At 71.9% G+C, this 22,994-nt stretch carries 12 protein-coding genes and 2 riboswitches; of the genes, 4 read left to right on the top strand and 8 right to left on the bottom strand.

Translation table 11 applies throughout. The features are described from left to right. Positions 1-18: 18 nt before the first annotated feature. From metE to ACQPXD_RS13040, 5 genes are all read right to left on the bottom strand, one after another. The gene (gene metE, locus ACQPXD_RS13060; protein ID WP_432838087.1) at positions 19-2,253 is read right to left on the bottom strand and encodes a 5-methyltetrahydropteroyltriglutamate--homocysteine S-methyltransferase; all 2,235 of its coding nucleotides are present in this window, start codon (positions 2,251-2,253) and stop codon (positions 19-21) included. A gap of 98 nt (positions 2,254-2,351) precedes the next feature. Beyond that, a riboswitch (cobalamin riboswitch) is annotated at positions 2,352-2,563 on the bottom strand. A 140-nt stretch (positions 2,564-2,703) separates the two neighbouring features. Further along, complete coding sequence (locus ACQPXD_RS13055; protein WP_432838085.1) at positions 2,704-3,702, bottom strand: ribonucleotide-diphosphate reductase subunit beta; 999 nt, start codon at positions 3,700-3,702, stop codon at positions 2,704-2,706. Continuing rightward, positions 3,699-6,086, bottom strand: coding sequence for a ribonucleoside-diphosphate reductase subunit alpha (locus tag ACQPXD_RS13050; RefSeq protein WP_432838084.1), 2,388 nt, complete (start codon positions 6,084-6,086; stop codon positions 3,699-3,701). The genes ACQPXD_RS13055 and ACQPXD_RS13050 overlap by 4 nt, the downstream gene beginning before the upstream one ends. A gap of 122 nt (positions 6,087-6,208) precedes the next feature. Further along, positions 6,209-6,422, bottom strand: a riboswitch (cobalamin riboswitch). Between the two features lie 161 nt (positions 6,423-6,583). Next, the gene (locus ACQPXD_RS13045; protein WP_432838082.1) at positions 6,584-7,057 is read right to left on the bottom strand and encodes a hypothetical protein; all 474 of its coding nucleotides are present in this window, start codon (positions 7,055-7,057) and stop codon (positions 6,584-6,586) included. Positions 7,058-7,084: 27 nt separating this feature from the next. Beyond that, positions 7,085-14,587 (bottom strand): LamG-like jellyroll fold domain-containing protein, encoded by a 7,503-nt coding sequence (locus tag ACQPXD_RS13040; RefSeq protein ID WP_432838080.1) that lies wholly within the window; start codon positions 14,585-14,587, stop codon positions 7,085-7,087. A 297-nt stretch (positions 14,588-14,884) separates the two neighbouring features. On the opposite strand from ACQPXD_RS13040, the gene ACQPXD_RS13035 reads away from it, so the two are divergent. The 3 genes from ACQPXD_RS13035 to ACQPXD_RS13025 all read left to right on the top strand — a co-directional run bounded on the left by ACQPXD_RS13035 (position 14,885) and on the right by ACQPXD_RS13025 (position 17,049). Continuing rightward, positions 14,885-15,160: a hypothetical protein gene (locus ACQPXD_RS13035; RefSeq protein WP_432838078.1), complete on the top strand. Its 276-nt coding sequence runs from the start codon at positions 14,885-14,887 to the stop codon at positions 15,158-15,160. Beyond that, positions 15,150-16,193: a hypothetical protein gene (locus tag ACQPXD_RS13030; RefSeq protein WP_432838076.1), complete on the top strand. Its 1,044-nt coding sequence runs from the start codon at positions 15,150-15,152 to the stop codon at positions 16,191-16,193. The genes ACQPXD_RS13035 and ACQPXD_RS13030 overlap by 11 nt, the downstream gene beginning before the upstream one ends. 121 nt (positions 16,194-16,314) lie before the next feature. After that, a complete protein-coding gene (locus ACQPXD_RS13025; RefSeq protein WP_432838074.1) occupies positions 16,315-17,049 on the top strand; it encodes an alpha/beta fold hydrolase in 735 nt (244 codons plus the stop codon). 53 nt (positions 17,050-17,102) lie between these two features. On the opposite strand, the gene ACQPXD_RS13020 is transcribed toward ACQPXD_RS13025, so the two are convergent. Both ACQPXD_RS13020 and ACQPXD_RS13015 read right to left on the bottom strand, forming a co-directional pair. Next, entirely contained in the window at positions 17,103-18,002 is a 900-nt protein-coding gene (locus ACQPXD_RS13020; protein ID WP_432838072.1) for a LysR family transcriptional regulator, read from the bottom strand. A gap of 9 nt (positions 18,003-18,011) precedes the next feature. Continuing rightward, positions 18,012-18,854, bottom strand: coding sequence for a helix-turn-helix domain-containing protein (locus tag ACQPXD_RS13015; protein WP_432838070.1), 843 nt, complete (start codon positions 18,852-18,854; stop codon positions 18,012-18,014). A 344-nt stretch (positions 18,855-19,198) separates the two neighbouring features. Between ACQPXD_RS13015 and ACQPXD_RS13010 the strand changes: the two genes are divergently transcribed. Then, entirely contained in the window at positions 19,199-20,197 is a 999-nt protein-coding gene (locus ACQPXD_RS13010) for a zinc-binding alcohol dehydrogenase family protein (protein ID WP_432838068.1), read from the top strand. Between the two features lie 68 nt (positions 20,198-20,265). On the opposite strand, the gene ACQPXD_RS13005 is transcribed toward ACQPXD_RS13010, so the two are convergent. Further along, entirely contained in the window at positions 20,266-22,842 is a 2,577-nt protein-coding gene (locus ACQPXD_RS13005) for an AAA family ATPase (protein WP_432838066.1), read from the bottom strand. Positions 22,843-22,994: the final 152 nt, after the last annotated feature.

Genomic DNA, 22,994 nt, shown 5'->3' with positions numbered 1-22,994 from the left:
CACCCGGCGTGGCAAGGATCAGCCGCGGACCTCGGCGGCGGCCGCGACGAGGTGCCGCAGGGACGCCTCGACCTCGGTGTACCCGCGGGTCTTGAGGCCGCAGTCGGGGTTGACCCACAGCCGTCGGGCCGGGACGGCGGCGACCGCGCGGCGCAGCGCCTCGGCCACCTCGTCGTGGGACGGCACCCGCGGGGAGTGGATGTCCCACACGCCCGGCCCGACCCCGCGGGAGTAACCGATCGCGGCCAGGTCGGCGAGGATCTCCATCTTCGAGCGGGACGCCTCGATGCTGGTCACGTCGGCGTCGAGGGCGTCGATCGCGGTGATGACCTCGCCGAACTCGGAGTAGCACAGGTGGGTGTGGATCTGGGTGTCGTCGGCGACGCCGCTGGTGGCCAGCCGGAACGCGCCGACCGCCCAGTCCAGGTACACCTTCTGGGCTGCCGTGCGCAGCGGCAGCGTCTCCCGCAGGGCCGGTTCGTCGACCTGGATGACCGGGATCCCGGCCGCCTCCAGGTCGCGGCACTCGTCGCGCAGGGCGAGGGCGACCTGGTCGGCGGTGTCGGCGAGGGGCTGGTCGGTGCGCACGAACGACCAGGCCAGGATGGTGACCGGGCCGGTGAGCATGCCCTTGACCGGTTTGGCGGTCAGCGACTGCGCGTAGGTGGACCACTCGACCGTCATCGGCCGGGGCCGGGCCACGTCGCCGTGGATGATCGGCGGGCGCACGCAGCGGGAGCCATAGGACTGCACCCAGCCGTGCTCGGTGGCGGCGAACCCGTCGAGTTGCTCGCCGAAGTACTGGACCATGTCGTTGCGCTCGGGCTCGCCGTGCACCAGCACGTCCAGGCCGAGTTCCTCCTGCAGCCGGATGACGTGCTCCACCTCGGCGCGCATCCGCTCGACGTAACCGGCCTGGTCGAGGCTCCCGGCGCGCAGCGCGGCGCGGGCCTGGCGCAGCTCGGCGGTCTGCGGGAACGAGCCGATCGTGGTGGTCGGCAGCTCCGGCAGGCCGAGCCGTTGCTGCTGGGCGGCGGCCCGGGCCGCGTAGCCGGTGCGCTGCCGGTCCTGCGGGGTGAGGCCGGCCAGGCGGGCCCGGACCTGGTCGTTGCGCCAGGCGGCCGGGGCGGGCGGGAGCGGCGCGGGCAGGTCGGCGATGCGGTCGCGGACGGCCCGGCCGAGCAGGATCACCTCGTCGACCTTCTGCCGGGCGAACGCGAGCCGCTCGGCCAGCCGCGGGTCGAGCCCGGTCTCCGCGGCCAGGTCGACCGGCACGTGCAGCAGGGAGCAGGAGGTGGACACGGCGACGTGGTCGGCGAGCTCGGCGACCCGGCCACCGAGCGCGGCGGCGGCGCGCAGATCGGTGCGCCAGATGTTGTGCCCGTCGACCAGCCCGGCCACGATCGTCTTGCCGGCCAGGGACCTGGCGGCGGCGAGCCGGTCCAGGTTGCCGGGCCCGGCGACCAGGTCCAGGCCGATCGCCTCGACCGGGGTGGCCAGCAGCGCGGGCAGGGCGTCGCCGAGCTCGCCGAAGTAGGTCGCGACGAAGAGCTTCGGCCGGTCGGTCAGCTCGCCGAGGCGGGTGTACGCCCGGCGCAGCCCGTCGATCTCCTCCGGCGTGCGATCGGCGGCGTAGGCCGGCTCGTCCAGCTGCACCCAGGCCACGCCCGAGACGGCCAGCACGGCGAGGATCTGCGCGTACACCTCGACCAGGTCGTCGAGCCGGGCGAACGGGTCCTCCCCTTTCGCCAGCAGCAGGAACGTGGCCGGGCCGACCAGCACCGGCCGGGTGGCGATGCCCAAGGCACTCGCCTCGGCGACCTCGCCCAGCGCCTTGACCGGGTTGGCGGCGAAGACGGTGTCCGGGCCGATCTCCGGCACCAGGTAGTGGTAGTTGGTGTCGAACCACTTCGTCAGTTCCAGGGCCGGTTCGGCGTCCACGCCGCGGGCCATCGCGAAGTACGTGTCGAGCTCGGACAGGCCGAGCCGGGCGAACCGGGCCGGGATCGCGCCGACCGCGACGGCGGTGTCGAGGACGTGGTCGTAGTAGGAGAACGTGTTGGACGGGATCGCGCCCAGCCCGGCGTCGCGCAGCGTCTGCCACACCCCGGCCCGCAACCCGGCGGTGGTCCGCGCCAGCGCGCCGGCGTCGACCTTGCCGGCCCAGTACGCCTCGACGGCCTGTTTGAGCTCCCGGTTCCCGCCGATGCGCGGATAGCCCAGGACGGTGCTCTGCCCGAATGCAGTGCTCACCAAAAGGGTCCTTCCCTCGAAGTGCCCGACGACACCCAGGGAGGAAGCACCGGCTTCCGCCCTGACCCTCCCGAGGGGTCGTCGGCGGCGCACACCGGTCGGTGTGCGCGGTGCGGGCAGGTCTTCGGACTCGCGGGCGCGACCCGGAGGTCACCTACTGGCCGTCGCTTCCCAGGTCTTGCGACCCAGTGCTTCGTTGACGGCGGTCGTTCCCACTCACCGCTGCGGGGCAGTCCCGGTCTCGCACCGGGTTCCCTCTTACGACGCCCGGCCCTCGCGGGACAGGCGAACCAGCACTGCCGTTCATCGTAGCGGCCCGGCGGCGCTGTCCACCTGCGGCGCCCGCAGTACGGGATGGCGTGCTCGTCGCCGGCCCGGCCGGCTGTGCCTGTGCGGACGTCGCTGCTGTCCGGCACGGCGGGGCCGGGCCGGACAGCAGCACACCGCCGGTCAGAAGTCGTCGTCGAAGCTGACCGTGCCGGTCACGCCCACCTGGTAGGCCGAGACCCGCCGCTCGAAGAAGTTCGACAGCTCCTGTACGTCCTGCAGTTCCATGAACGCGAACGGATTCTTGCTGCCGTACATCGTCGCGATGCCCAGCAGGGCCAGCCGGCGGTCGGCCACATGCTGCAGATACTCCCGCATGTCGCCCAGCGACATCCCGGACACGCCCTGGCCGAGCAGGTCCTCGGCGAACTGGACCTCGCACTCCACGGCCTCGGCCAGCATCCGCCGGACCTGCTCCTCCATCCGCTCGTCGAACAGTTCCGGCTCCTCCGCGCGGACGGTGTCGACGACGTCGAAGGCGAAGGCCATGTGCATCGACTCGTCGCGGAACACCCAGTTGGTGCCCGAGGCGAGGCCGTGCAGCAGGCCGCGGGAGCGCAGGTAGTAGACGTAGGCGAAGGCGCCGTAGAAGAACAGGCCCTCGATGCACGCGGCGAAGCAGATCAGGTTGAGCAGGAACGCCCGCCGGTCCTCGCGGGTCTTGAGCTCCCGCAACGCGAAGACCGAGTCGATCCACGTGAAGCAGAACTCCGCCTTGCGCCGGATCGACGGGATGTTCTCCACCGCGGCGAACGCGGCGAACCGCTCGGCATCGTCCGGCACGTAGGTGTCGAGCAGATTCAGGTAGAACTGGACGTGGACGGCCTCCTCGAACAGCTGCCGGGACAGGTAGAGCCGGCCTTCCGGGGAGTTCACGTGCTGGTACAGGTTGAGCACGAGATTGTTGGCGACGATGGTGTCGCCGGTGGCGAAGAACGCGACCAGCCGCGACACGAGGTGCCGCTCGGCCGGGGACAGCTTGGGCAGGTCGGCGAGGTCGGAATGCAGGTCGACCTCCTCGACCGTCCACGTGTTCTTGATCGCGTCCTTGAACCGGTCGAAGAACCGCGGGTACCGCATCGGCCGCAGGGTCAGGTCCAGGCCGGGGTCGAGGAGGCTCACTGGCACGCCTCGCACGACTCGGGGTTCTCCAGGGAGCACGCGACGGCCTCCGCGGGAGCGACGAGAGCGGAGACGGCCGGCGCGGAGATGGATACGGTGGCCTGCTGAATGCGGGTGGCCGGCCGGGATCGCAGGTAGTAGGTGGTCTTCAGCCCGGATTTCCAGGCGTGCAGGTACATCGAGGAGAGCTTGCCGATCGTCGGGGCGCTCAGGAACAGGTTCAGCGACTGCGACTGGTCGATGAACGGAGCCCGCGCCGCGGCCAGGTCGATCAGCGAGCGCTGCGGCAACTCCCACGCCGTGCGGAACAGCTCCCGCACGTCGGCCGGCAGTTCGGCGAGGTCCCGCACCGAGCCCTCGGCCCGTTTGATGCGCTCGCGGATCGGGGCGGTCCACAGCCCGCGGGTCTTGAGCTCGCGGACGAGGTACGAGTTGATCTGCAGGAACTCCCCGGACATCGTCTCGCGCTTGAACAGGTTGGACACCTGCGGCTCGATGCACTCGTAGCAGCCCGCGATCGAGGCGATCGTCGCGGTGGGGGCGATCGCGACCAGCAGCGAGTTGCGCAGCCCGTGCTCGGCGACCCGCCCGCGCACCGCCGCCCACCGGTCCGGCTGCGACAGCTCGGCGCCCCACAGATCCGGATGCAGCTCGCCGCGGGCGGCGCGGGTCTCGGCGAAGGCCGGGTGCGGCCCGAACCGCTCGGCCAGGCCGGCGGAGGTCTCCAGCGCGGTCAGGAAGATCTCCTCCTGCACGCGGGTGGACAGCTCCCGCGCCCCGGCCGAGTCGAACGGCAGCCGCAGGGTGAAGAACGCGTCCTGCAGGCCCATCAGCCCGAGCCCGACCGGCCGCCAGCGCGGGTTCGACGCGGCCGCCTGCGCCGACGGGTAGTAGTTGATGTCGATCACCCGGTCGAGGAACACCACGGCGGTGCGCACGGTGTCGCGCAGCCGCTCCCAGTCGACGCCGTCGGCGGTGACGTGCCCGCCCAGGTTGATCGAGCCCAGGTTGCACACCGCGGTCTCGTCGTCGCGGTTGACCTCGAGGATCTCGGTGCACAGGTTCGACAGGTGGATCGTGTTGCCCGGCGCCCCGGTCTGGTTGGACAGCGCGTTGGCCCGGTCCTTGAACGTCATCCAGCCGTTGCCGGTCTGGGCCAGGGTGCGCATCATCCGGCCGTACAACTCCCGCGCCTTGACCGTCCGCACCGCCTGCTTCTCCGCGGCCCGGTACGCCGCGTCGAACGCCTCGCCGTACAGGTCCGGCAGGTCGGGGGCGTCGGACGGGTCGATGAGCGACCAGTCGCCGTCGGCCTCGACCCGGCGCATGAACTCGTCCGGGATCCAGTTCGCCAGGTTCAGGTTGTGCGTGCGCCGGGACTCCTCGCCCGTGTTGTCCCGCAGCTCCAGGAACTCCTCGATGTCCGGGTGCCACGGCTCCAGATACACACAGGCCGCGCCCTTGCGCCGCCCGCCCTGGTTCACCGCTGCCACACCGGCGTCGAGGGTCTTGAGAAACGGCACGATCCCGTTCGACTTGCCGTTCGTGCCGCGGATCAGCGCTCCCCGCCCGCGCACCCGCGACCATGAGATCCCGATCCCGCCGGAGAACTTCGACAGCTTCGCCACCTGGTGGTACCGCTCGTAGATCGAGTCCAGCTCGTCGCGCGGCGAGTCGACCAGGAAACACGAGGACATCTGGGTGTGCCGGGTGCCCGAGTTGAACAGCGTCGGCGAACTCGGCAGGTACGCCAGGCACGACATCAGCCGGTAGAACCCGATCGCCTCGCCCGGCGTCTGCGACAGCCCGCAGGCGACCCGCAGCAGCCAGTACTGCGGCGTCTCCACGACCAGCCGCGTCACGGGGTGCCGCAGCAGGTAGCGGTCGGCGACGGTGCGCAGCCCGAAGTACTCGAAGCGCAGATCGGCGTCGGGGTCGACGGCGTCGTCGAGCTTGCGGGCGTTGCGGGCCACGAACGCGGCCGTGTCGTCGCCGATCAGGCCCTGCTGGTGGCCGTACCGGATGGACTGGCTGAAGCTGGCGACGCCCTGCCCGCGGACCTCCTTGTCCACGAACGCGGCGAGGAGGCGGGCGGCGAGGCGGGAGTACTGCGGCTCCTCCCCGATCAGCTCGGCCGCGGTCTGGATCGACAGCTTGTCCAGCTCGGCGGTGGTGGCGCCGTCGTAGAGGCCGCTGATCGTCTTGGTGGCCACCCGCAGCGGGTCGATCTCGTCGAGATCGCCGACCCACCGCTCGACCGCCTTGACGATCTTGTTCACGTCGACCGGCTCCAGGTCGCCGTTGCGTTTGCGGACCTGCATCGCGTGCCGGCGCTGCTCCGGTGCCCCCGTGCCGGGTGTGACCTGCTCGTGCGTGACCGTCATGTGTTTCCCCCTCCTCACCCGCTGACCGACGTCGGACGAGCGCGCAGGGGGACGCCACCAGGCGGCAACGCCCGGTCGATGGCGTCGGCCGTCCCGCGCGGCCTCCGACCACCGCACACCGGTTGGCGTGCGGTGCGCTGGCAGGTCTTCGGACTCGTGGGCATGACCATGGCTGGTCGCCTACCGGCCGTCGCTTCCCAGACCTCGCGGTCCAGTGCTTCGTTGACGGCTTTCGTTCCCACTCACCGCTGCGGGGCAGTCCCGGACTCACACCGGGTTCCCTGTTGCCACGGCCGCCCCCGGAGGGCCGGCCGAACCAGCTGCGGGCAACACCATATATGGGATTCACTGAGAATTGGAAACACCAGATGGTGTGTCGGCGTGTCGCCTGCATCGCATCACGCTGCGTGTCGCAATGGCTCCTCCGCCGTCGGCCGCGTTCGGCCCGTCACTGGCCGAGGCATGCGGCCCGCCGCCTCGAAAGGACAGGGCCACGGTTACGCGTTGGCCACCGCTACGCCGATCAGGATCAGCGCAACGGCTAGCAGCACGTCGCGGTTGCCCGGCGTCACCAGCCAGCGCAGCGCGCCGCCTGCGCGGCGCCAGCGGTCCTCGCTCACGTACCACGCCACGCCGGCCCGGCCCGCGTTCAGGACTCCGGCGATGAGGCAGAGCGCCATCGGCGGCCAGGCATACGGTCCGACGACGTCGGATTCCCGGCCCGCCACCGCGTCCTCGACCGCCATCGCGACGACGCCGAGACCCAGGCAGATGACCCCGGCGAACAGCCACGCCACCGCTCGAATCACGCTGCTGATGCCGAGGTCCCGGACGGTGTCGCCGGGGGCGCGGACCTTCGCCACCAGCTCGTCGGGTGAGTCGCCGGCGAACGCGGCCATGGGGCGGGCGAGCGCCCTCGTGATCCACGATCCGAGGTCGAACGCGCCCGCCCCGCCCAGCCGACGATCCACGGCTACCTTTGTACCGCCTTTGCCTTGCTACAGCCAGTGCTTCGAGTACGGCACCCGCTTCCGGCAACTCGACCAGTACTTGCAGCCCATCCGGCCGGCGTCGAAGGCGCCGAAGGCGTTGGCGGTCCGCTCCCATGGCCGCAGTGCGCGGTTCGCCCGAGCGGCCGCACTGCGGGCCTTCCGCATCGGCCGGACGAGGTTCTTCATCTTCCACGCCTTCGAGCCGGCCCGCGGCGCGTACCTGCCGATAGCGCGGGATGCGCCGAGGAAGGTCTTTCCGGCCTTGTACGCCCGCACGCCCTTCGCGAAGGCGCCGACACCGGGGATGGCACCCGCGACACCCAGCGCGAAGTTGCCCCAGTTGCCCTGCCGGGCATCCCGGTACGCGCCGACGGCGCTGAACCCGATGGCGATGGCACCGCCGATGACGTTCGCGGGCGGTGGCAGGAACAGCGAGACCGTGCCGACGACCGTGCCGATGTCGCTGGCGTGGTTGTAGGTCCACGACGCGGCCGCCTTGACGCCGTTGCCGACCTTCTTCACCCAGTTGGGCCAGCGGCCGTCGAGGTCGGAACAGTTGACCGGATCGCCGGCGCAGTAGTCGTAGGCGTTGGCGCTGCCGCCGGGCTGCGGGTCGACCTGGAGGAACCGGCCCAGCGACGGCGCGTAGAGCCGGACACCCATCAGGATGACGCCGTCGAGAGCCTCCGCGGAGCGCAGCGCACCGCCGAGCCAGCCGTAGCGCGGCGCGGCCGTGCCCGGCGCCGCGACGCCGAACTCGTCGTAGGAGTAGATCTCCGGCGTGGTGAGCGCGGTGTCGATGGAGACCACCACGTCGCCGTGCAGGTCGGTCAGCTTGAGGCTGACATCACCCGTCGCCGACGTCACCGCGGCCAGTTCGCCGTCGACCCCCGAGACGTTCCGGGAGACCTCACCGGTCCCGCTGTCGGTGATCCACCGGGGACGGTCGGTGTCGTCACCGTAGTGGTTGACGATCGGCGGCGCCGAGGTCCACGAACCGGACGCCAGGACCTCCCTGGTGGCCGCGCGGAGGCGCTGGTCCGGATACGCCGTCCAGGACTGCCGGGTGTCGCCGAGCTGTTGTGAGGCCACGAGGTCGTTGACGAAGTACGTGTTCTGCAGCCCGTCCGGCTGTGCCGTGACGCGGCCGAACGCGTCGTAGACGTAGCCCGTGTCGGTCAACCGGTCGGCGCTGTCGTAGGTGTGGTTCTCGGTGCCGTCCGGCGTGCCGGTGCGGCAGGAGCCGTCGGCTGCCGGCGCGTAGACGTTCTTGGCGCTGCGGTTGGTGCGCTGGTCGTAGGTGTACTCCCGGGTCGTGCAGGTGGCGGCGGCGTCCACTTGCGACACCGAGGTGAGCCGGCCCAGCCGGTCGTACGCGTAGGTCTTCGAGCCCCCGGTGTAGGTGTGCTGGACCCGCTGGCTCTGCGTGTTCTCCACGACCGACTCGGCGAAGACGACCGTGCCGTCGCTGTCGCGGGTGTAGCTGCGCTGCCGCGGGTTGAACGAGGCGTCCAGGACGTCGCGGCGGGTGAGGCCGCCCGGGTAGCCGACCTGGATCACCTGACCGTCGGGTGAGTAGCCGGCGGTGAAGGTGCCGGCGACGGAGTCGGTGAGGCTGGTCAGGAAGCCGCGCGGCTCGATGCTCAGGTCGTAGGTGAGGGTCGTGACCGCGGTGTTGTCCTCGACGCGGATCGGCCGGTCGTGGCGGTCGAACGTGTAGCGGGTGGTGCCGCCGTCGGCGTCGCTGTAGGTGACCTGACGGCCGAGCAGGTCCTGTTCGCGGGTGAGCGTCGCACCGCCGAACGTCGTGGAAGCGACCTGGCCGTTGCTCGCGTCGTAGTTCGTCGTCACGATCGGCACGGCCGTTCCGACGTCGGACACCACACCGGCCGTCCGCACCCGGTCGGCGTCGTCGAACGTGCGGGTCGTCCGGCGGGTGTGTCCGTCGGCCGTCTCCAGCACCTGCGCGACCGTGCCGTACCTGCTGTACGACTCGATCCGCTTGACCGGCAGCGCCGAGGACATGTCCGCGCGCTGGCCGGTGATCTGGCCGGCGGCCAGGCTGACGCACAGCTCCCCCGCCCACTCCGGCTTGCCGCCGCAGGCGCTGTCGGCCGCGTTGGCGCCGGCGGTGTAGAAGATCGACCGCGTGGTGCGCGCGTCCGAACCGTTCGCGCCCACCGTCCAGGACTCGGTCGTACGTCCCGCACTGTCGTAGACGGTGAACGAGGTGAGGTTGGCCCCGCCGGCCACCGCGTCCACGTTGACGGACGTCGCCTTCTTCAGGCTCCAGCCGCTGGTGCCGCCCTTCTCGGCGCCGTAGCCGTTCTTGGTGACACGGGTGTCGGCATCCGGGTATCCGGTCACCCGCCCGCCGGTCGTCGTGGTCGTGACGAGGTGGTACGTCGCGCCGTCGGGCTTGCCCTCGTCGTACACATTGACGGTGTGCGCGCGGCCGATGACGATCGAGCCGGCGGTCAGCGTCGGTCGCGCGCCGCCGGGGTCGGCGAGGTCGTGCTCGAGGACCATGCTGACGGTGGGGCCGAGCACGTCGAGCAGGTCGGTGCCGTCGCTGCTGTACGTGTTCAGCGTGGACAACGCCATGGCCCGGGCGGCGGTGTCCATCGAGGACAGTCCGAGGCTCGCCAGGTGCTCGCCGGCGTTCGGCAGCGTGCCGAGGGCCAGCTCGCGGTCGCTCGCCTGGAGGTCGCGCACGACGTTGCCGAACTTGTCGTACTCCGTGGTGTCGATGTGGCCGCCGGGTGCGGCGGTGTTCACCTCCAGCCCGCCCGCGTTGAGGTAGTGCACGTCGGCGTAGGGGTATCCGTTCGGGCCGGGTGCCGTCGCCGTCGCGCTGTTGACCGACGGCACGCCCTCCGTACCGAACACGGCGGTCGCGTCGGTGGGCAGGTCCTGCTGGCCCCAGGAGCCGATAGTGACGGCGCCCAGGTTGTACGGCCCGCCGGCGCTCTGGGACAGCGGCACGTGGTAGACGAGGTTGGTGGCGACCTCGCCGTCGGTGACGGTCTTGCTGCCCTCCATCAGCGCGGCCCGGCGCACGCGCAGGAGCCGGCCGGGGTTCTCGTCGCCGGCGAGGGTCGCGACCTGGTCCGGCGTGAGCACCTTCTGGTAGGCGCGCACGTCGTCGATGCCACCCGACCAGAGGTTGGTGGCCGCGCCGGCCCATTTGGCGCGACCCACGACGAACGCGCCGGTGGCCGACCAGTTGGCGGGACGTGACACGGCCGACTGGAGCACGCCGTTGACGTACAGGCGCATCTCACCGGCCGTGGCGTCGTACACCCCGGTCAGGTGGGTCCACTGGCCCAGGACCGGTGGGTTGGTCGACGTCGCGCGGACCGCGGTCGCACTGTCGTTGTCGCCGGTGACCTGCGAGAAGCTCCAGCGGTTGAGGGCCTGGACGTAGTTGAGGAAGAAGCCGCTCGTGCGGTTGCCGTCCTGCGACACCGCGGTGCGGTTGGCGGTGTCGTTGGTCAGGTTGACCCAGGCGGAGACGGTGAACGACTGGGTCGTGTTGACGACCGAGCCGGAAGCCGCCACCTGCTGCCCGGTGCTCATCGACATCGCCGTGGCGCGGTCGCTGCCGTAGGCCGGATCGTTGGCCTGACCCCAGCCGGCGCCGCCGCTCAGCGTGCCGGCACGGCCGTGGCCCGAGGCGTCGGCGACCGTGGCGCCGCTGCCCTCGTCGAAGTCCCAGCGGATCAGTGCGCCCGGATCGGCGTCCGGCGCGCCGTAGTCGAACATGTGCGGCAGTTGCCCCGGCACGGTGACCTTCGTGACCCGGCCACCACCGTCGTAGTCGTAAGCCGTCTTGAGCACCGGTGAGATCCGCGGGTCCCACACCTCGCGGAGCCGGCCCTGGTTGTCGTAGGCGTAGTGAGCGGTCTCCACCGCGGTCTCGGCGGCGCCGACCGGATCCCATGTCCAGAGCCGCACCCCGCTGAGGTGGTCGGTGACGTCGCCGAACACCGTCTGACTCAGCCCGGGCGTGGTCGCCGTGGCGTAGATGTACTCCAGGACCTCGCAGCCGCGGGCCGGGGTGGCGGTGGTGCAGTGGTTGGCGTCGTCCACACCCGGCTCGACCGGGTTGATCACCTTCTTGAGCAGCACGCGGTTGTCGGTGGTGTCGTACACGTAGCGGGCGGTGGTGTTGGATTCCGGCGTCCACGTGGACGTGACGGCGAAGACCGCGCCCTGCTGGACGAACTCGCTGACCGTGCCGTCGAGCTCGGTGAGGCGGAACGTCGACGCGTCGACCTTCGACAGGATCAGTCCCTCCGAGCCCGGCTCCGGCGTGTAGGTGACGCCGTCGGCGTTCTTGGAAAACGTGACCCAGCCGCCGCCGATCAGGTTGACCTGCGCCAGCGAGGCCTCGGGGAACGCGATGGTGGTGTAGTCGACGTCGGCGGCGCCGCCGCTGGCGCTGCCCCGCCACGACGGGCCGAACGGCGCCACGATCTCGGTGACCGACAGGTGGTCCCAGTAGACCTTCTTGCCCGAGCCGCCCTGCATGCCGTTGTACAGCCGGAAGAACGCCTCGGTGGCCCCGGACGGCACGAACAGGTCGACCGACAGCTGCTGCCACGCGTCGGTGTATCCGGCCTTGGCCGAGGCGACCTCGGTGTACACGCCGCCGACGTTGGTGAAGCCGACGATGCGCAGGCTCCGGCTGGTGAAGCCGGGCACGAGGCCGGTCGAGCCGGGCACGTAGATCCAGCCGGTCATCCGGTACGTCTTGCCGGGCTGCATGCCCAGCCGCAGGCCGCCGTTGTCGCCGCCCACGGCGATGTACGTGTCGTTGCTGGTGGACAGGGTCGGTGTGATCTCGAGCGCGGCGACGGGCGTGGTCTCGCCCTGGCCGAGGCTGGTCACCCGGGCGCCGCCGGACGTGCCGGGCACGATGAACCCGGCCGTGTCGGTCGACACCTGCTGCTGGTTCGGCGTCAGCCGCTCGCCCATCGGCAGCCACCCGTCGGACGCCGACCGGGACGACGCCGTGCGGCTGACGTTCAGTCCCAGGTCGTCGGCATCGGTGGACGAGAGCGAGTAGTCACCGGTGAGCAGGTTCGCCGAGCCAGGACCGACGTCGGTGGTGGCCGAGCCGTCGCCGTTGGGATCGACGGTCACCCGCACCCATGCGGTCGCGTACGCGGGGGTGGTTCCGGTCGCCGTGTACAGCTGGGCGCGGACCTCCACGGCGCCGCCGACGAGACCGAGTGTGTCCGTGGCGTTCCAGATGGCGTATCCGCCGATGGCGGTCCAGTCGACCGGGCTGCTCGCCGTCGCCGTGATCGGCCCGCCGGTGGCGCTGGTGAGGTTCGCCGACGGTACCGGCAGGACCGCGCCGCCCGGACCGCGCCGGTACTCGAAGTAGGCGCGGGTGTACTGGGGCACGACCGAGTCCACCGCCAGCTTGGTGCGCTTGATGATGTTCGCTCCGGGCAGCGGCTGCGCGAGGGCGGCGGAGCCGACCTGAAACGCGTACACGTTGGGGTTGGACAGGTTGCCGGCACGGTCCTTCGCCCAGACGGTCATGCTGCGGTGCCCGTCGCTCGGCGGCGTGGCCGTCACCGTCAACGCGGCGGTGGCCGCCACCGTGGTCTGCGCCGTGTCGGTGTCGAGCTGGTAGACGAACGCCGCCAGGTCGGCCGTACCGCCGGCCGGCGTGAACGTGAACGTGCCGGGGACGTTGGCGCCGCCGTGCGGCTGGCCGTCGTTGAGGTACAGGTTCGCCGAGACGAACGGCACGCCCGGCTTGACCGTGTCCACCGTGATCGCCGTCCACGACGACCAGGCGCTGAAGTTGCGGCCGTCGCTGGCCCGCACACGCCACTCGTAGCCCGTGCCGTTGGTCAGGTCGGTGCCGACCTGCCACGTCGCGGTGCTGCCGCTCGGCCCGCCGGATCGCGTGCCGGACGCCGCGATCAGCGTGGAGTGGCCGGCGTTCCACACCTCGAACTGCGCGCTGAGGCTGTCCCCGGCGTTGACGTCGGCCAGCTTCGCCGACAGGGTCGGGCGCAGCGACGAACTCGCGGCGCCGCTGCCGCACGAGGTGTAGCACGGCGCGACCGCGAGGTCGGAGGGAACCGACGGCGGGCTGTTGTAGGTCAGCGTCACGTACGGGTCGTGCGTGCCCTCGGTGGAGTCGAATCGCTTCCAGCCGTTGTGGTTGGTCTCGTTGACCGCTTTCAGTACCACGCTCAAGTTCGACCAGTGGTTGGTGGCTGCGGACTGGAAACCGGGGGTCAGTTCGATGCCGACCCAACCGTCGTTGCACGAGGAGCTGTACCCCTTGGTCTGGCTCGAGGTGCCCAGCGTCTCGTACCAACCGGGCTGCGCCGTCCATCGCGTGCCTGTGCTCGGCGGATCCGAGCGGCGCGCCTCCCACGACGCCGCGGTGCACGACCACGAGTGCCACTCCCACAGGTTCAGCGTCGCGTTGAGCACCCCCTGGTCCCAGACGCCGGAGGTGTCGAACTTCAGGTACGACCGTGCCGTCCACGTGCCGCCGTCGTCGGCATAGCCGAGCTTGAGTTCGTCCACGCCCGACTGGTCGGACGTGTATCCCGTCTGGACGAACGTGTCGAACGCCGCGCCGATCGAGGCGGGCGGGTCGACCGTCACCGGGAACTGCAGATCCGACCGGGCCAGGAACGCCGCGTCCGGCACGAGCTCCAGGCTGGCCCGGCCCGCACCCGCGGTCTTGACGGTCATGCCGACCGGTGCCCGCCGCACGTGCTCGAGCGAGTTCGGCGCCACGACCGCGTCCCACATCTCGGCCGGATGCGTCCGCGCGGCCTGCCGGCCGTTCTTGTCCCGCAACGCCAGACCGCCCGCGGCGTCGGGCACCGCGGTCAGCGCGCCGGTCCGCATCGGCAGCGTGAGCCGCCCGATCCGGGCCAGAGCGGCGCGGTCCTTCGCGACGAACGACTGCTCATAACCTGTCCGATGCACCGTGACGACCAGGTCCACGCCCGGCAGGACCTCAGCGTAGGTGGCGGTCGGTCCCGCGAGCACCGGCTCGGGCAGCCGACCACGCCAGCCGACCGCGGTCTGCTGGTCGCCCGTACCCATAACGACCACGTCGTGTTCATCGTCGCCACTCGCCGAGCCGGACAGGCGCAGCCCACCCGGGTGTGCCTTGGGCGCTACCGATCCGTCCGGCTGCTTCGCCAGCGTCACGTCGATCGGCACCCACTGCCCGGCCTGGCGGAACCGCACAGGCGCGAGGTGCTGTTCCGCCGTCATCGTCCCGTCGGCGTTGGCCCACACCTGGGTGGTCTCCGAACGAAGGCCGGTCACCTCGACGCGTCCGCCGCACAGTTTCGCCGCAACGGCCGCGGAGACCTCGTCCGGCCGATCGGGCGGACACGCCGGCTTCGCCGGGGCCTTTACCGGCGCCTTGGCCGGGGCGGCATACGCCGGGCCGGCCGCCGGCAGCGCCACGAGCAGGCTCGCGGCCACCACGGCGACGGTACCGACGGCCACCCGCCAACGCGCCCATCCATGCGAACGATCGCGCAACAGCGCCACAGCAGCCTCCCCCGTGTCGAAGCTGCAGTTAAGGTAGGCCAGCCCCCGCAGCCGGACAACGGGTTGACGAACGTCCATGAATGCGGTAGCCACCGGTCGACCCAGGGCCCCGAGCAGCACATCGAGCATCGGCTATGCTGCGAAGGTCATACGTTCAGCCAGTGCAATCAGGACCGAACGGTTATCCGTCCGCCGTTCGTCGCTCGGCGGCTCCGTCCGTGCCCCCGACACTGATCCTGAGGGAGCCTCCCGGTGCACCCGGCACATGCCGATTCTGGTCACCGCGATGCCCAGACGGCATTAGCGCACCGCCCCACGGTCAAATACGTTCACATCAGTGATCTTGTTTTCGAGGTCGGGAGGCAACGCAGCATGAGTGAGCAATATCTGCCCATCTCCCCGGAAACCACTGCCGGCACCATTCTCGGTGTTTCGCCCACCTTCGTCCGGGCCCGCGGCGGGGAATACTTCTTCATGCCCGGACTCCGCGCCTTGCAATGGCTCGCCGAGGGATCCTATGCGCAATAGTCCGGAGCGTGCGGAAACCGACGGGCCCGGCCCGGAGGACGACCCAGGCCGGCCACGCACGTCAGCCGACGGGCGACGGATCGCCGTCTACTACGCGTGGAGCCGGCCCGGCGAGACGGGTGCGCCGCTGGGGACGATCGAGAACCGCTTCCCGGCATTGTTCGAGAGCCGGCGGATGCTGTACCCGCGTTACCTCGAGCTGGCCGACACGGCACGGTACGACCAAGGCATAGCCGGTTTCATCGATCACGTGCTGCGGAGCAATTTCGCCGGCTTCGTCTCGCGGGCCGCCGCCGCGAGCGGCCGGCCGGTCACCGAGTTCGAGCGTGTCGACGACGCCGGCGTGGTGACGCCGGTGTCCCGGGTGCTCGCTGACGACGTCGACACTCTCGTGATCATCAGCTTCGACACCGTGCGCACCGCCCAGACGGTCACGGCGGAGGAGGCCGCGGCGGTGGCGGCTTTCCTGGACGTACCCGGAAGGCTGCTGTTCGTCGCTCCGCACCACGACATCGGCGACGCACCCGAAGGAGAGTTCCGCCACCACGGCGACCGGACGATTCCTCCCGAGCAACGATTCGGCGGGTTCGCGAGGTCACTGCTCGGCGCGCTCGGCGTGCCCGTCGAAAACCGCTTCGGTCTGCGTCCTTCGGCCGAGCCGGACGGTTCGCCCTCCCCCGTCCTCGTCAACCGGCAGGAGGACCGGCTGGGGTTGCTCGACGGCGTCCTGACGTTCAATCTCCATGCGCACCTGCCCCATCTCGAGCGCCGCGGCGACGCCGTCCGCGACCTGTCGGTCCTCGCCCGTCAGCGCCTGGACCCGGCGGTCCCGCCGCATCCGTTCATGCGGAACGCCGGCGGCACCTTCGACGCGCTGCTGCAGTCCCGCGCGGGCGTGTTCGCCGGTGACCTCGTCGTCGGGGATGCGACGCTGTTCAGCTCCACCGCGGGCGGACTGCCCAGCCTCGAGCGCCTGTGGAGCAACATCCTCACCCGCGTCGCGCCGGATCCTGCGCCCCGGCGGGGGTCATAAGCGAAAGGCATGCGCACCCGGGCAATCGGCATTGGAGCACCGGCCACGGCGTACGACAGCATTGCAGAGGAATCGCTTGGGCCCAGGCGGACGGCATTTCCCAGACGGAGGCAGAGCACCAATGACCGGTTTCGACAGCGCCCGCACCGGCGGGCTTCCCACGGTGGTCCTCGTGCACGGGGCGTTCGCCGACTCCACCAGTTGGGCCGAGGTGACCCGCGAACTCACCTCGCGCGGGTTCCCGGTGATCGCCGTGGCCAACCCCCTGCGCGATCTGGAGAGTGACGCCGCCTACGTGACGAGCGTCCTCGCCACCATCGACGGCCCGAAGATTCTCGTCGGGCACTCGTACGCGGGTTCCGTCATCACGCGAGCGGCCGCCGACGACGCGGGTACTCAGGCGCTCGTGTACGTTGCCGCGTTCATCCCGGAGGTGGGTGAGAGCTCGGGCGAGCTGAATGCGAAGTTCGAGGGTTCCCTGCTCACCCCCGACAACCTGATCGCCCGGCCGACCGCCGACGGCAGGACCGACCTGTACATCCGCGCCGACCGATTCGGGGAGGTCTACGCCGGGGGCGTGTCGCCCGAGGGTGTCGAGGTCGCCGCCGGCGCCCAGCGTCCCATCACGGCGGAGGCGTTGGGTGGCGCGCTGACGGCTGCCCCCGTCCGCAAGCTCCCCTCGTGGCAGGTCGTGGCGAGCAAGGACCACGCCGTCCCGACCGAGCTTCAGTTGTTCCTCGCCGCGCGGGCGGGCGCGACCGTGATCACCGCCGACAGCGGCCACGACGTGCCCGCCGCGCGCCCGGACGCGGTCGTCCAGGCGATCACCGAGGCCGCGGGCGTGCTCGTCGTGTGAAAGGGGCGGGCCGGGTCGTTCGCGACCTGGCCCGCCCGCCGCGGCGCAGCGTCCTACGGAGTCTGGCCGGTCGCCCGGACACCGTCGGCGAGCAGGTCCGGCAGGAGGCGAACGCGCGGCTCGAGCGCGGCTCGGCACAGGTCGGCGAACGCCGTCGTGTGCGGCATCGCACGATCCGGGAGGTAGGCGAGCGACACGTACTGCGGCACGGCGTCCGGCACCGGGATGTAGCAGACACCGGGATCCGAATAGAACGCCGCGACGCCCGCGGGCAGTATCGCGAGCCCGAGCCCGGCGGCGACGGCCATGATCGCTTCCTGCGGCTCGAGATCGTCGAACCCGGCGCCGCTTCCCGGCAGGCCGCTGCCGGCGCGGCCGTGGATCGGCTCGCCGGCGGCTTCAAGATCGACGGTCGACAGGCTGTGCTCGGCGGCGAACGGATGGTCCCGCGGTACCGCCGCGACGAGAGGTTCCTGAAAGAGGTCGATGATCCGGGCGCCCTCCACCGCGATGGGCGGGCGGCAGAACACGATGTCAGCACGACCGTCGATGAGGAAGGGCGCCTGCGTTGTCGTGGAGGTGAAGATGGGGGTTACATCGACCTCGGGATAGGTTCGGGCGAACTCGGCTATCAACGCGCCGGCGTCGACGCCCGGCATGAAGCCGACCACGAAGCGTACCGGTGATCGGCCCAGCAGGCGTGCCTGCCGCTCGAAGTCGGCGGCGTTGCGCAGCAGGGTGCGGGCGTTGTCCACCAGCGCCGCGCCTTGTGGCGTGAGCGTCGTGCCGTTCCTCGACCGGTGGAAGAGCGACACGCCCAGATCGGACTCGAGCGTCGCGATGTGGCGGCTCAGGGCAGGCTGGGTGATGTACAGCTTCGCGGCGGCCTGCACGAAACTCAGCTGATCGGCGACCTCCAGGAAATAGCGGAGGCGGCGCAGGTCAACGTCCACGTTGTGATGCTAGCTCCCGGCGCCGGCGTCCGGCCGGGCCCGGCGCCAGTCGCTGGGTGTCCGGCCGTAGACCCGGCGGAAGGTACGTGTGAAGTGCGCGTGGTCGGCGAACCCGACGGCGTGCGCGACCGCGCTGACGGTGAGCGTCGTGGAACACAGCATCCGTTTCGCTGCGGAAAGGCGCAGGTCGCGGACCGTGTCGCTCAGCGAGACCTGATGGCGGGCAAGGATCAGGTACAGGTATCGCTTCGAGATGCCGAGGGCCGTCGCGACATGGTCGGGCGTGAGGCCGGGTTGGGTCGCGTGCAGGCGTACGTAGGCCATCGCCCGGTCGAAGATCGTCTCGCCGAGCGGCTCGCGGGCGCGGAACTCATCGCCGGCGGTCGTCGCCACGAGAGCGCGGATCAGGGCGACCGTAGGATCGCGAAAGGCCGGAAGGACGCCCGGGGCCGAGCCGTCGATCGGCAGGTCGCGCAGGTAGCGGGCGGCAACGGGCGCGACCGGATGGTCCGCGCCCAGTCGCCGGCCCAGCGCGTCGCGGATCACGGCACGCGGGAGATGCAGATCGTCGTAGGGGATCGTCAGGCTCATCCAGCTGCGCTTCCCGGCCGCGGAGGCCGTCAGCGCGAACTCCGTCGTCGCGAGGAAGATCTCGCCCGGCCCGGCGGAAAGCTGCCACCCTTGCTGTTCGAACCTCGACGAACCATGGCTCTGCATGACCAGGACCAGTTGTGCGGGAGCCGCATCGGGTGACACCTGGGTGTGTCGCAGTTCGAGCGGACTCGAGTCGATGCGCACGTCTATGGAGTGAACGTCCGCGCCGAAGGTGCCCGCGTCGATCTCGACGTCCACGGTCGGGACGCCCTGGAATCGGACCGCGAGGGGCACCGCGCCGGTCGCGAACCGCTGTGCGAGTGCGTCGCCTCGGTCCGCACGGGGCACGCCGTCAAGTGTGAACCGCATCTTTGCCGGTCAAGCCCGGTTTCGCGGGCTGACCGCCGGCGTCGCGGCTGATGTCTCGACCATGGGCTCAATCATGCATGCGCCACGCTCTCACGGAAGCCACGCGTTCTCATGTCTGCACGGTACCGGCCACGTGAATTGCACTCCCGGTCAAGGAACGCCTGCAGCGATGTTCAAGACGGGCGGCGCCGCCACCCCTACCGTCGGCGGGAGTTCGACAAAGGAGAGACCTCGTGCGCGCCATCGTCCGCTACCAGGGCCTACCGCCGTCAGACCCGAGGTCGCTCGTAGAAGCTCGGGTTCCGGCGCCCGTGACGGCCGGCCGCGACGTGCTGGTCCGCGTCGAAGCAGTCTCCGTCACATCCGTCGACGTCCGGGCCCGCACCCACCGCCTGCCCACGCCCGAAGGCCTCATCCTCGGCGGCGAGGGTTCGGGCACGGTCGTGGCGGTCGGACCCGACGTGACGAGGTTCAAGGCGGGAGACCGCGTGTGGTGGGTGGGCGAGGTCAACCGCCCGGGGAGCAACGCCGACTACCAGCTTGTCGACGAACGCAACGTCGGGCTGAAACCCGTCACGCTGTCCTGGGCGGAGGCGGCCGCCATGCCGATGACCGCCATCACCGCGTGGGAGGCGCTGTTCGACCGCCTCCACCTCACCGGCACCTCCACCGGGACGATCCTCATGGTGGGAGCGTCCGGCGGCGTCGGTTCCATCATGATCCAGCTCGCCCGCACACTCCTGCCCCTCGTCCGCACGATCGCGACCGCGTCAAGTGACCAGGAGGCGGCGTGGGTGAGCGCCCTGGGTACCGACGCGATCGTCGACTCGCGCCTCGGCCTGGTGGAACAAGTCGACAACGCCGCCCCGGACGGGATCGACTGGATCTTCACCCCCCACGCACGCGGGCTCAGCGACGCGAACGCGACGGTGCTCAAGCCCTTCGGCAACGAGCGGGCACGCCGCCGGCGAGGGACGCCCGGAGTCGCGCCACAGGTCACCGCCCGCGTCGCCTGGCACTGGGAACTCATGTTCACCCGCCCGCTGGAGCGCATCCCGGACGGCGTCGCCCGGCAGGACGTCCTGGACAAGGTCGCCGCCTTGGTCGACGCGGGACGCCTCCGCACGACGATGGCGACCCACCTCACCGGATTCGACGCACGGACGCTGCGGACGGCACACGCCCTCGTGGAGAAGGGGCCGGCAATCGGGAAGGTCGTCGTCGCCCGGTAGGGGACGGTGCGGTCTGCCGCTCGGCTGCGGCCTGGATCTGCCGCTTTCGCCCGTCGAGGCCCGGGGATTCACCGACCAACGGCACCGCCCGCCGCCGGCGGGCTCCCCGGCCGGTCCCGCAGGGCGAGCGCGAGCCGGACCCGGCTGGTGACGCCGAGCTTGCGGAACACCTTGCGCAGGTGGTATTCGACCGTGCTGGGGCTGATGAACAGGCGGGCCGCGATCTCGGCGTTGGTGGCACCCTCCCCTGCCATCCGGGCGATCCGGGCCTCCTGCGCGGTGAGCGCGTCGCGGGTGTCGACGGAGCGCTTGGGCGCGCGGGCGCCGGTGGCCCGCAGCTCGGCCCGGGCCCGCTCGGCCAGGGCGGCCAGGCCCAGGTCGGCGAGCAGCCGGCAGGCGGTGTCGAGCTGTTCGCGGGCCTCGCGGCGGCGGCGCTGGCGGCGCAGCCACTCGCCGTAGAGCTGGTGCGCGCGGGCCAGCATCGGGGTGTGCCGAGCGGCCCGCAGGTGCCCGACGGCCAGCCGGTAGTGGGCCTCGGCCGCCTGGTCGGCGGCGGCCAGGGCGCGGCCGAGGGCGAGCCGGCCCAGGGCGGCGGGCGTGCCCGCGGCGACCGCCAGGGGCGCGAGGGCCTCCAGGGCGGCGCGGCCGCCCCGCGCCTGGGCCTCCACCAGGGCGAGGACGGTGTCGTGGTCCGGCGCGACGGGGCCCACCGCGGCGTAGTTGCCCAGGCCCGCCTCCAGCCGCGCCAGCGCGCCGCGGGCCAGGTGGGCGCCGAGGCCGTGGCCGGCGGCGGTCAGGTCGCGGATCAGCCGCGCGCCGAGCGCCCGGGCCGCCGCTTCCTCGCCGCGCCAGGCCAGAATCTCCAGGTCGACGACGGCGAAGAGGCCCAGGTAGGCCCGGAGGCCGGCGGCCTCGCTCAGTGCCCGGCCCTCGGCGACGGTCGCCTCGGCGTCGGCCAGCCGCCCCTCCTGCACCTGGATGCCGGCCAGCGCGAGCAGGGCGCCCAGCAGGGTGGCGAGCGCGCCGCGGGCGCGCAGCCCGGGCACCCCGGCGTCCTCCAGCTCGCGCCGGGCGGCGTCGTCGTAGAGCAGCGGCGCGGCCGTTGCCAGGGGCAGCAGGCCCGGCTGGTCCGGCGCCGGCAGCCGCCGCAGCAGGCGCCGGGCCCGGGCCGGGCCGGCGCAGTAGGCCGCGTTGACCGCGTCGAGTGTGGTGTCCCAAGCCAGGCGGGCGTCGTGGGGGCCGAGCCGCGCCGCGGCGTCGAACAGGACCGGCGTGGCGGCGGCGAACTTGCCCGCCGCAAACAAGGTGAGGCCCTCCAGCCGCCGAACCCGGGCCCGGGCCCCGGAGTCCGCCGGCTCGGACGTCGCCGCGCGGAGCAGGGCGCGCACCGCCACGGCGTCGCCGGCCATCCAGCGGACGTCGGCCGCGTCGAGGAGACGCTCCGCCCGCCGGGCCGGGTCGGGGGTGAGGGCGGCCGCCCGCTCCAGGAAGGCGGCGGCGCCGGCCCAGGCGCCGCGCCCGCGGGCCCGGTCGGCGGCGCGGGCCAGCTCGGCGGCGACGTCCTCGTCGGGGCCGGACGCGGCAGCGGCCAGGTGCCAGGCCCGCCGGTCCGGGTCCAGCCGGGGGTCGATGACGGCGGCCAGGGCCTCGTGGGCCCGCCGCCGGGCCGCGGCCGGTGCCGCGTAGTAGGCGGCCGAGCGCATCAGCGGATGCCGGAACCGGATCCTCGGCTCCCAGGTCAGCAGCCGGTCCGTCGCGGGCACGGGCTCGGCCTCCGGGTCGATGCCGAGCTTCGCGGCGGCCCGCCAGATCCGGCCCGGCTCGCCCGTGCGGTCGGCGGCGGCCAGCACCAGGAACAGCCGGGCGGCCCGGGGCAGGGCCCGCACCCGGGACCGGTAGCGCTCCTGCAGGCGGCGCGAGAATCGCAGCGGCTCGGTGAGCGGTACCGCGCCAGATGCCTCGGCGGCGGTGAGCTCGGCGCCGAACTCGCGCAGCGCCAGGGGGTTGCCGCCCGTCTCGGCGACGATCCGGGCGCCGACCCGCGGGGCGACGGGGTGGCCGGCCGACGCGGCGAGCAGCTCCAGCGCGGCGGCGTCGGGCAGGGCGCCGACGACCAGCTCGGGCAGCCCGTCGAGGGGGTCCGCGCGCGGCTCGTCGTCGCGGACCGCGAACACCATGCCGAGCCCGTCCGAGCGCAGCCGCCGGGCCACGAAGCCCAGCGTGTCGCATGAGACCCGGTCGAGCCACTGCGCGTCGTCGATCACGCAGAGCACGCCGGAGCCGGCCGCGGCCTCGCCCAGCAGCGCCAGCGTGGCCAGGCCGACCAGGAACCGGTCCGGCGCGGCGCCGGCCAGCCCGAACGCGGCGCCGAGGGCATCGCGCCGGGCGGCCGGCAGCCGTTGCATGCCGTCGAGGAAGGGGGCGAGCAGCTGGTGCAGGCCGGCGAAGCCGAGGTCCATCTCGGACTCGACCCCGGCCACCCGGGCCACGCGCAAGCCGGCGGCCCGCTCGGCGACCCGGTCCAGCAGGGCCGTCTTGCCGATGCCGGCCTCGCCCCGCAGCACCAGCACGCCGCTGCCGCCGGCGCGCACGCCGGCCAGCATCCGGTCGAGGGCGTCCGACTCACTCTCCCGACCCACCAGCACGCTTTCACCCCAAGCCGGCGCGGGCTACTTCCGTCGCCGTGACCAGGCTATCCACGCGGATCAGCGAGGCCAAGGCGCGCGGCGGGGACTAGGGTTTTCCGTGATGCGACGGGCCGGGCGGCGGCGCCACGGTGGCAGCGGGCCCGCCTGAC

The organism is Dactylosporangium sp. CA-092794 (assembly GCF_050948465.1).
Lineage (GTDB): Bacteria > Actinomycetota > Actinomycetes > Mycobacteriales > Micromonosporaceae > Dactylosporangium.
The sequence above is the reverse complement of the archived record's forward strand: the minus strand, read 5'-3'. Positions and strand labels throughout refer to the sequence as shown.

Excerpts from the sequence above, each read along its gene's own strand:
- ACQPXD_RS13050 (WP_432838084.1), bottom strand. The coding sequence starts at position 6,086 with ATGACGGTCACGCACGAGCAGGTCACACCCGGCACGGGGGCACCGGAG.
- ACQPXD_RS13030 (WP_432838076.1), top strand. The coding sequence starts at position 15,150 with ATGCGCAATAGTCCGGAGCGTGCGGAAACCGACGGGCCCGGCCCGGAG.
- ACQPXD_RS13025 (WP_432838074.1), top strand. The coding sequence starts at position 16,315 with ATGACCGGTTTCGACAGCGCCCGCACCGGCGGGCTTCCCACGGTGGTC.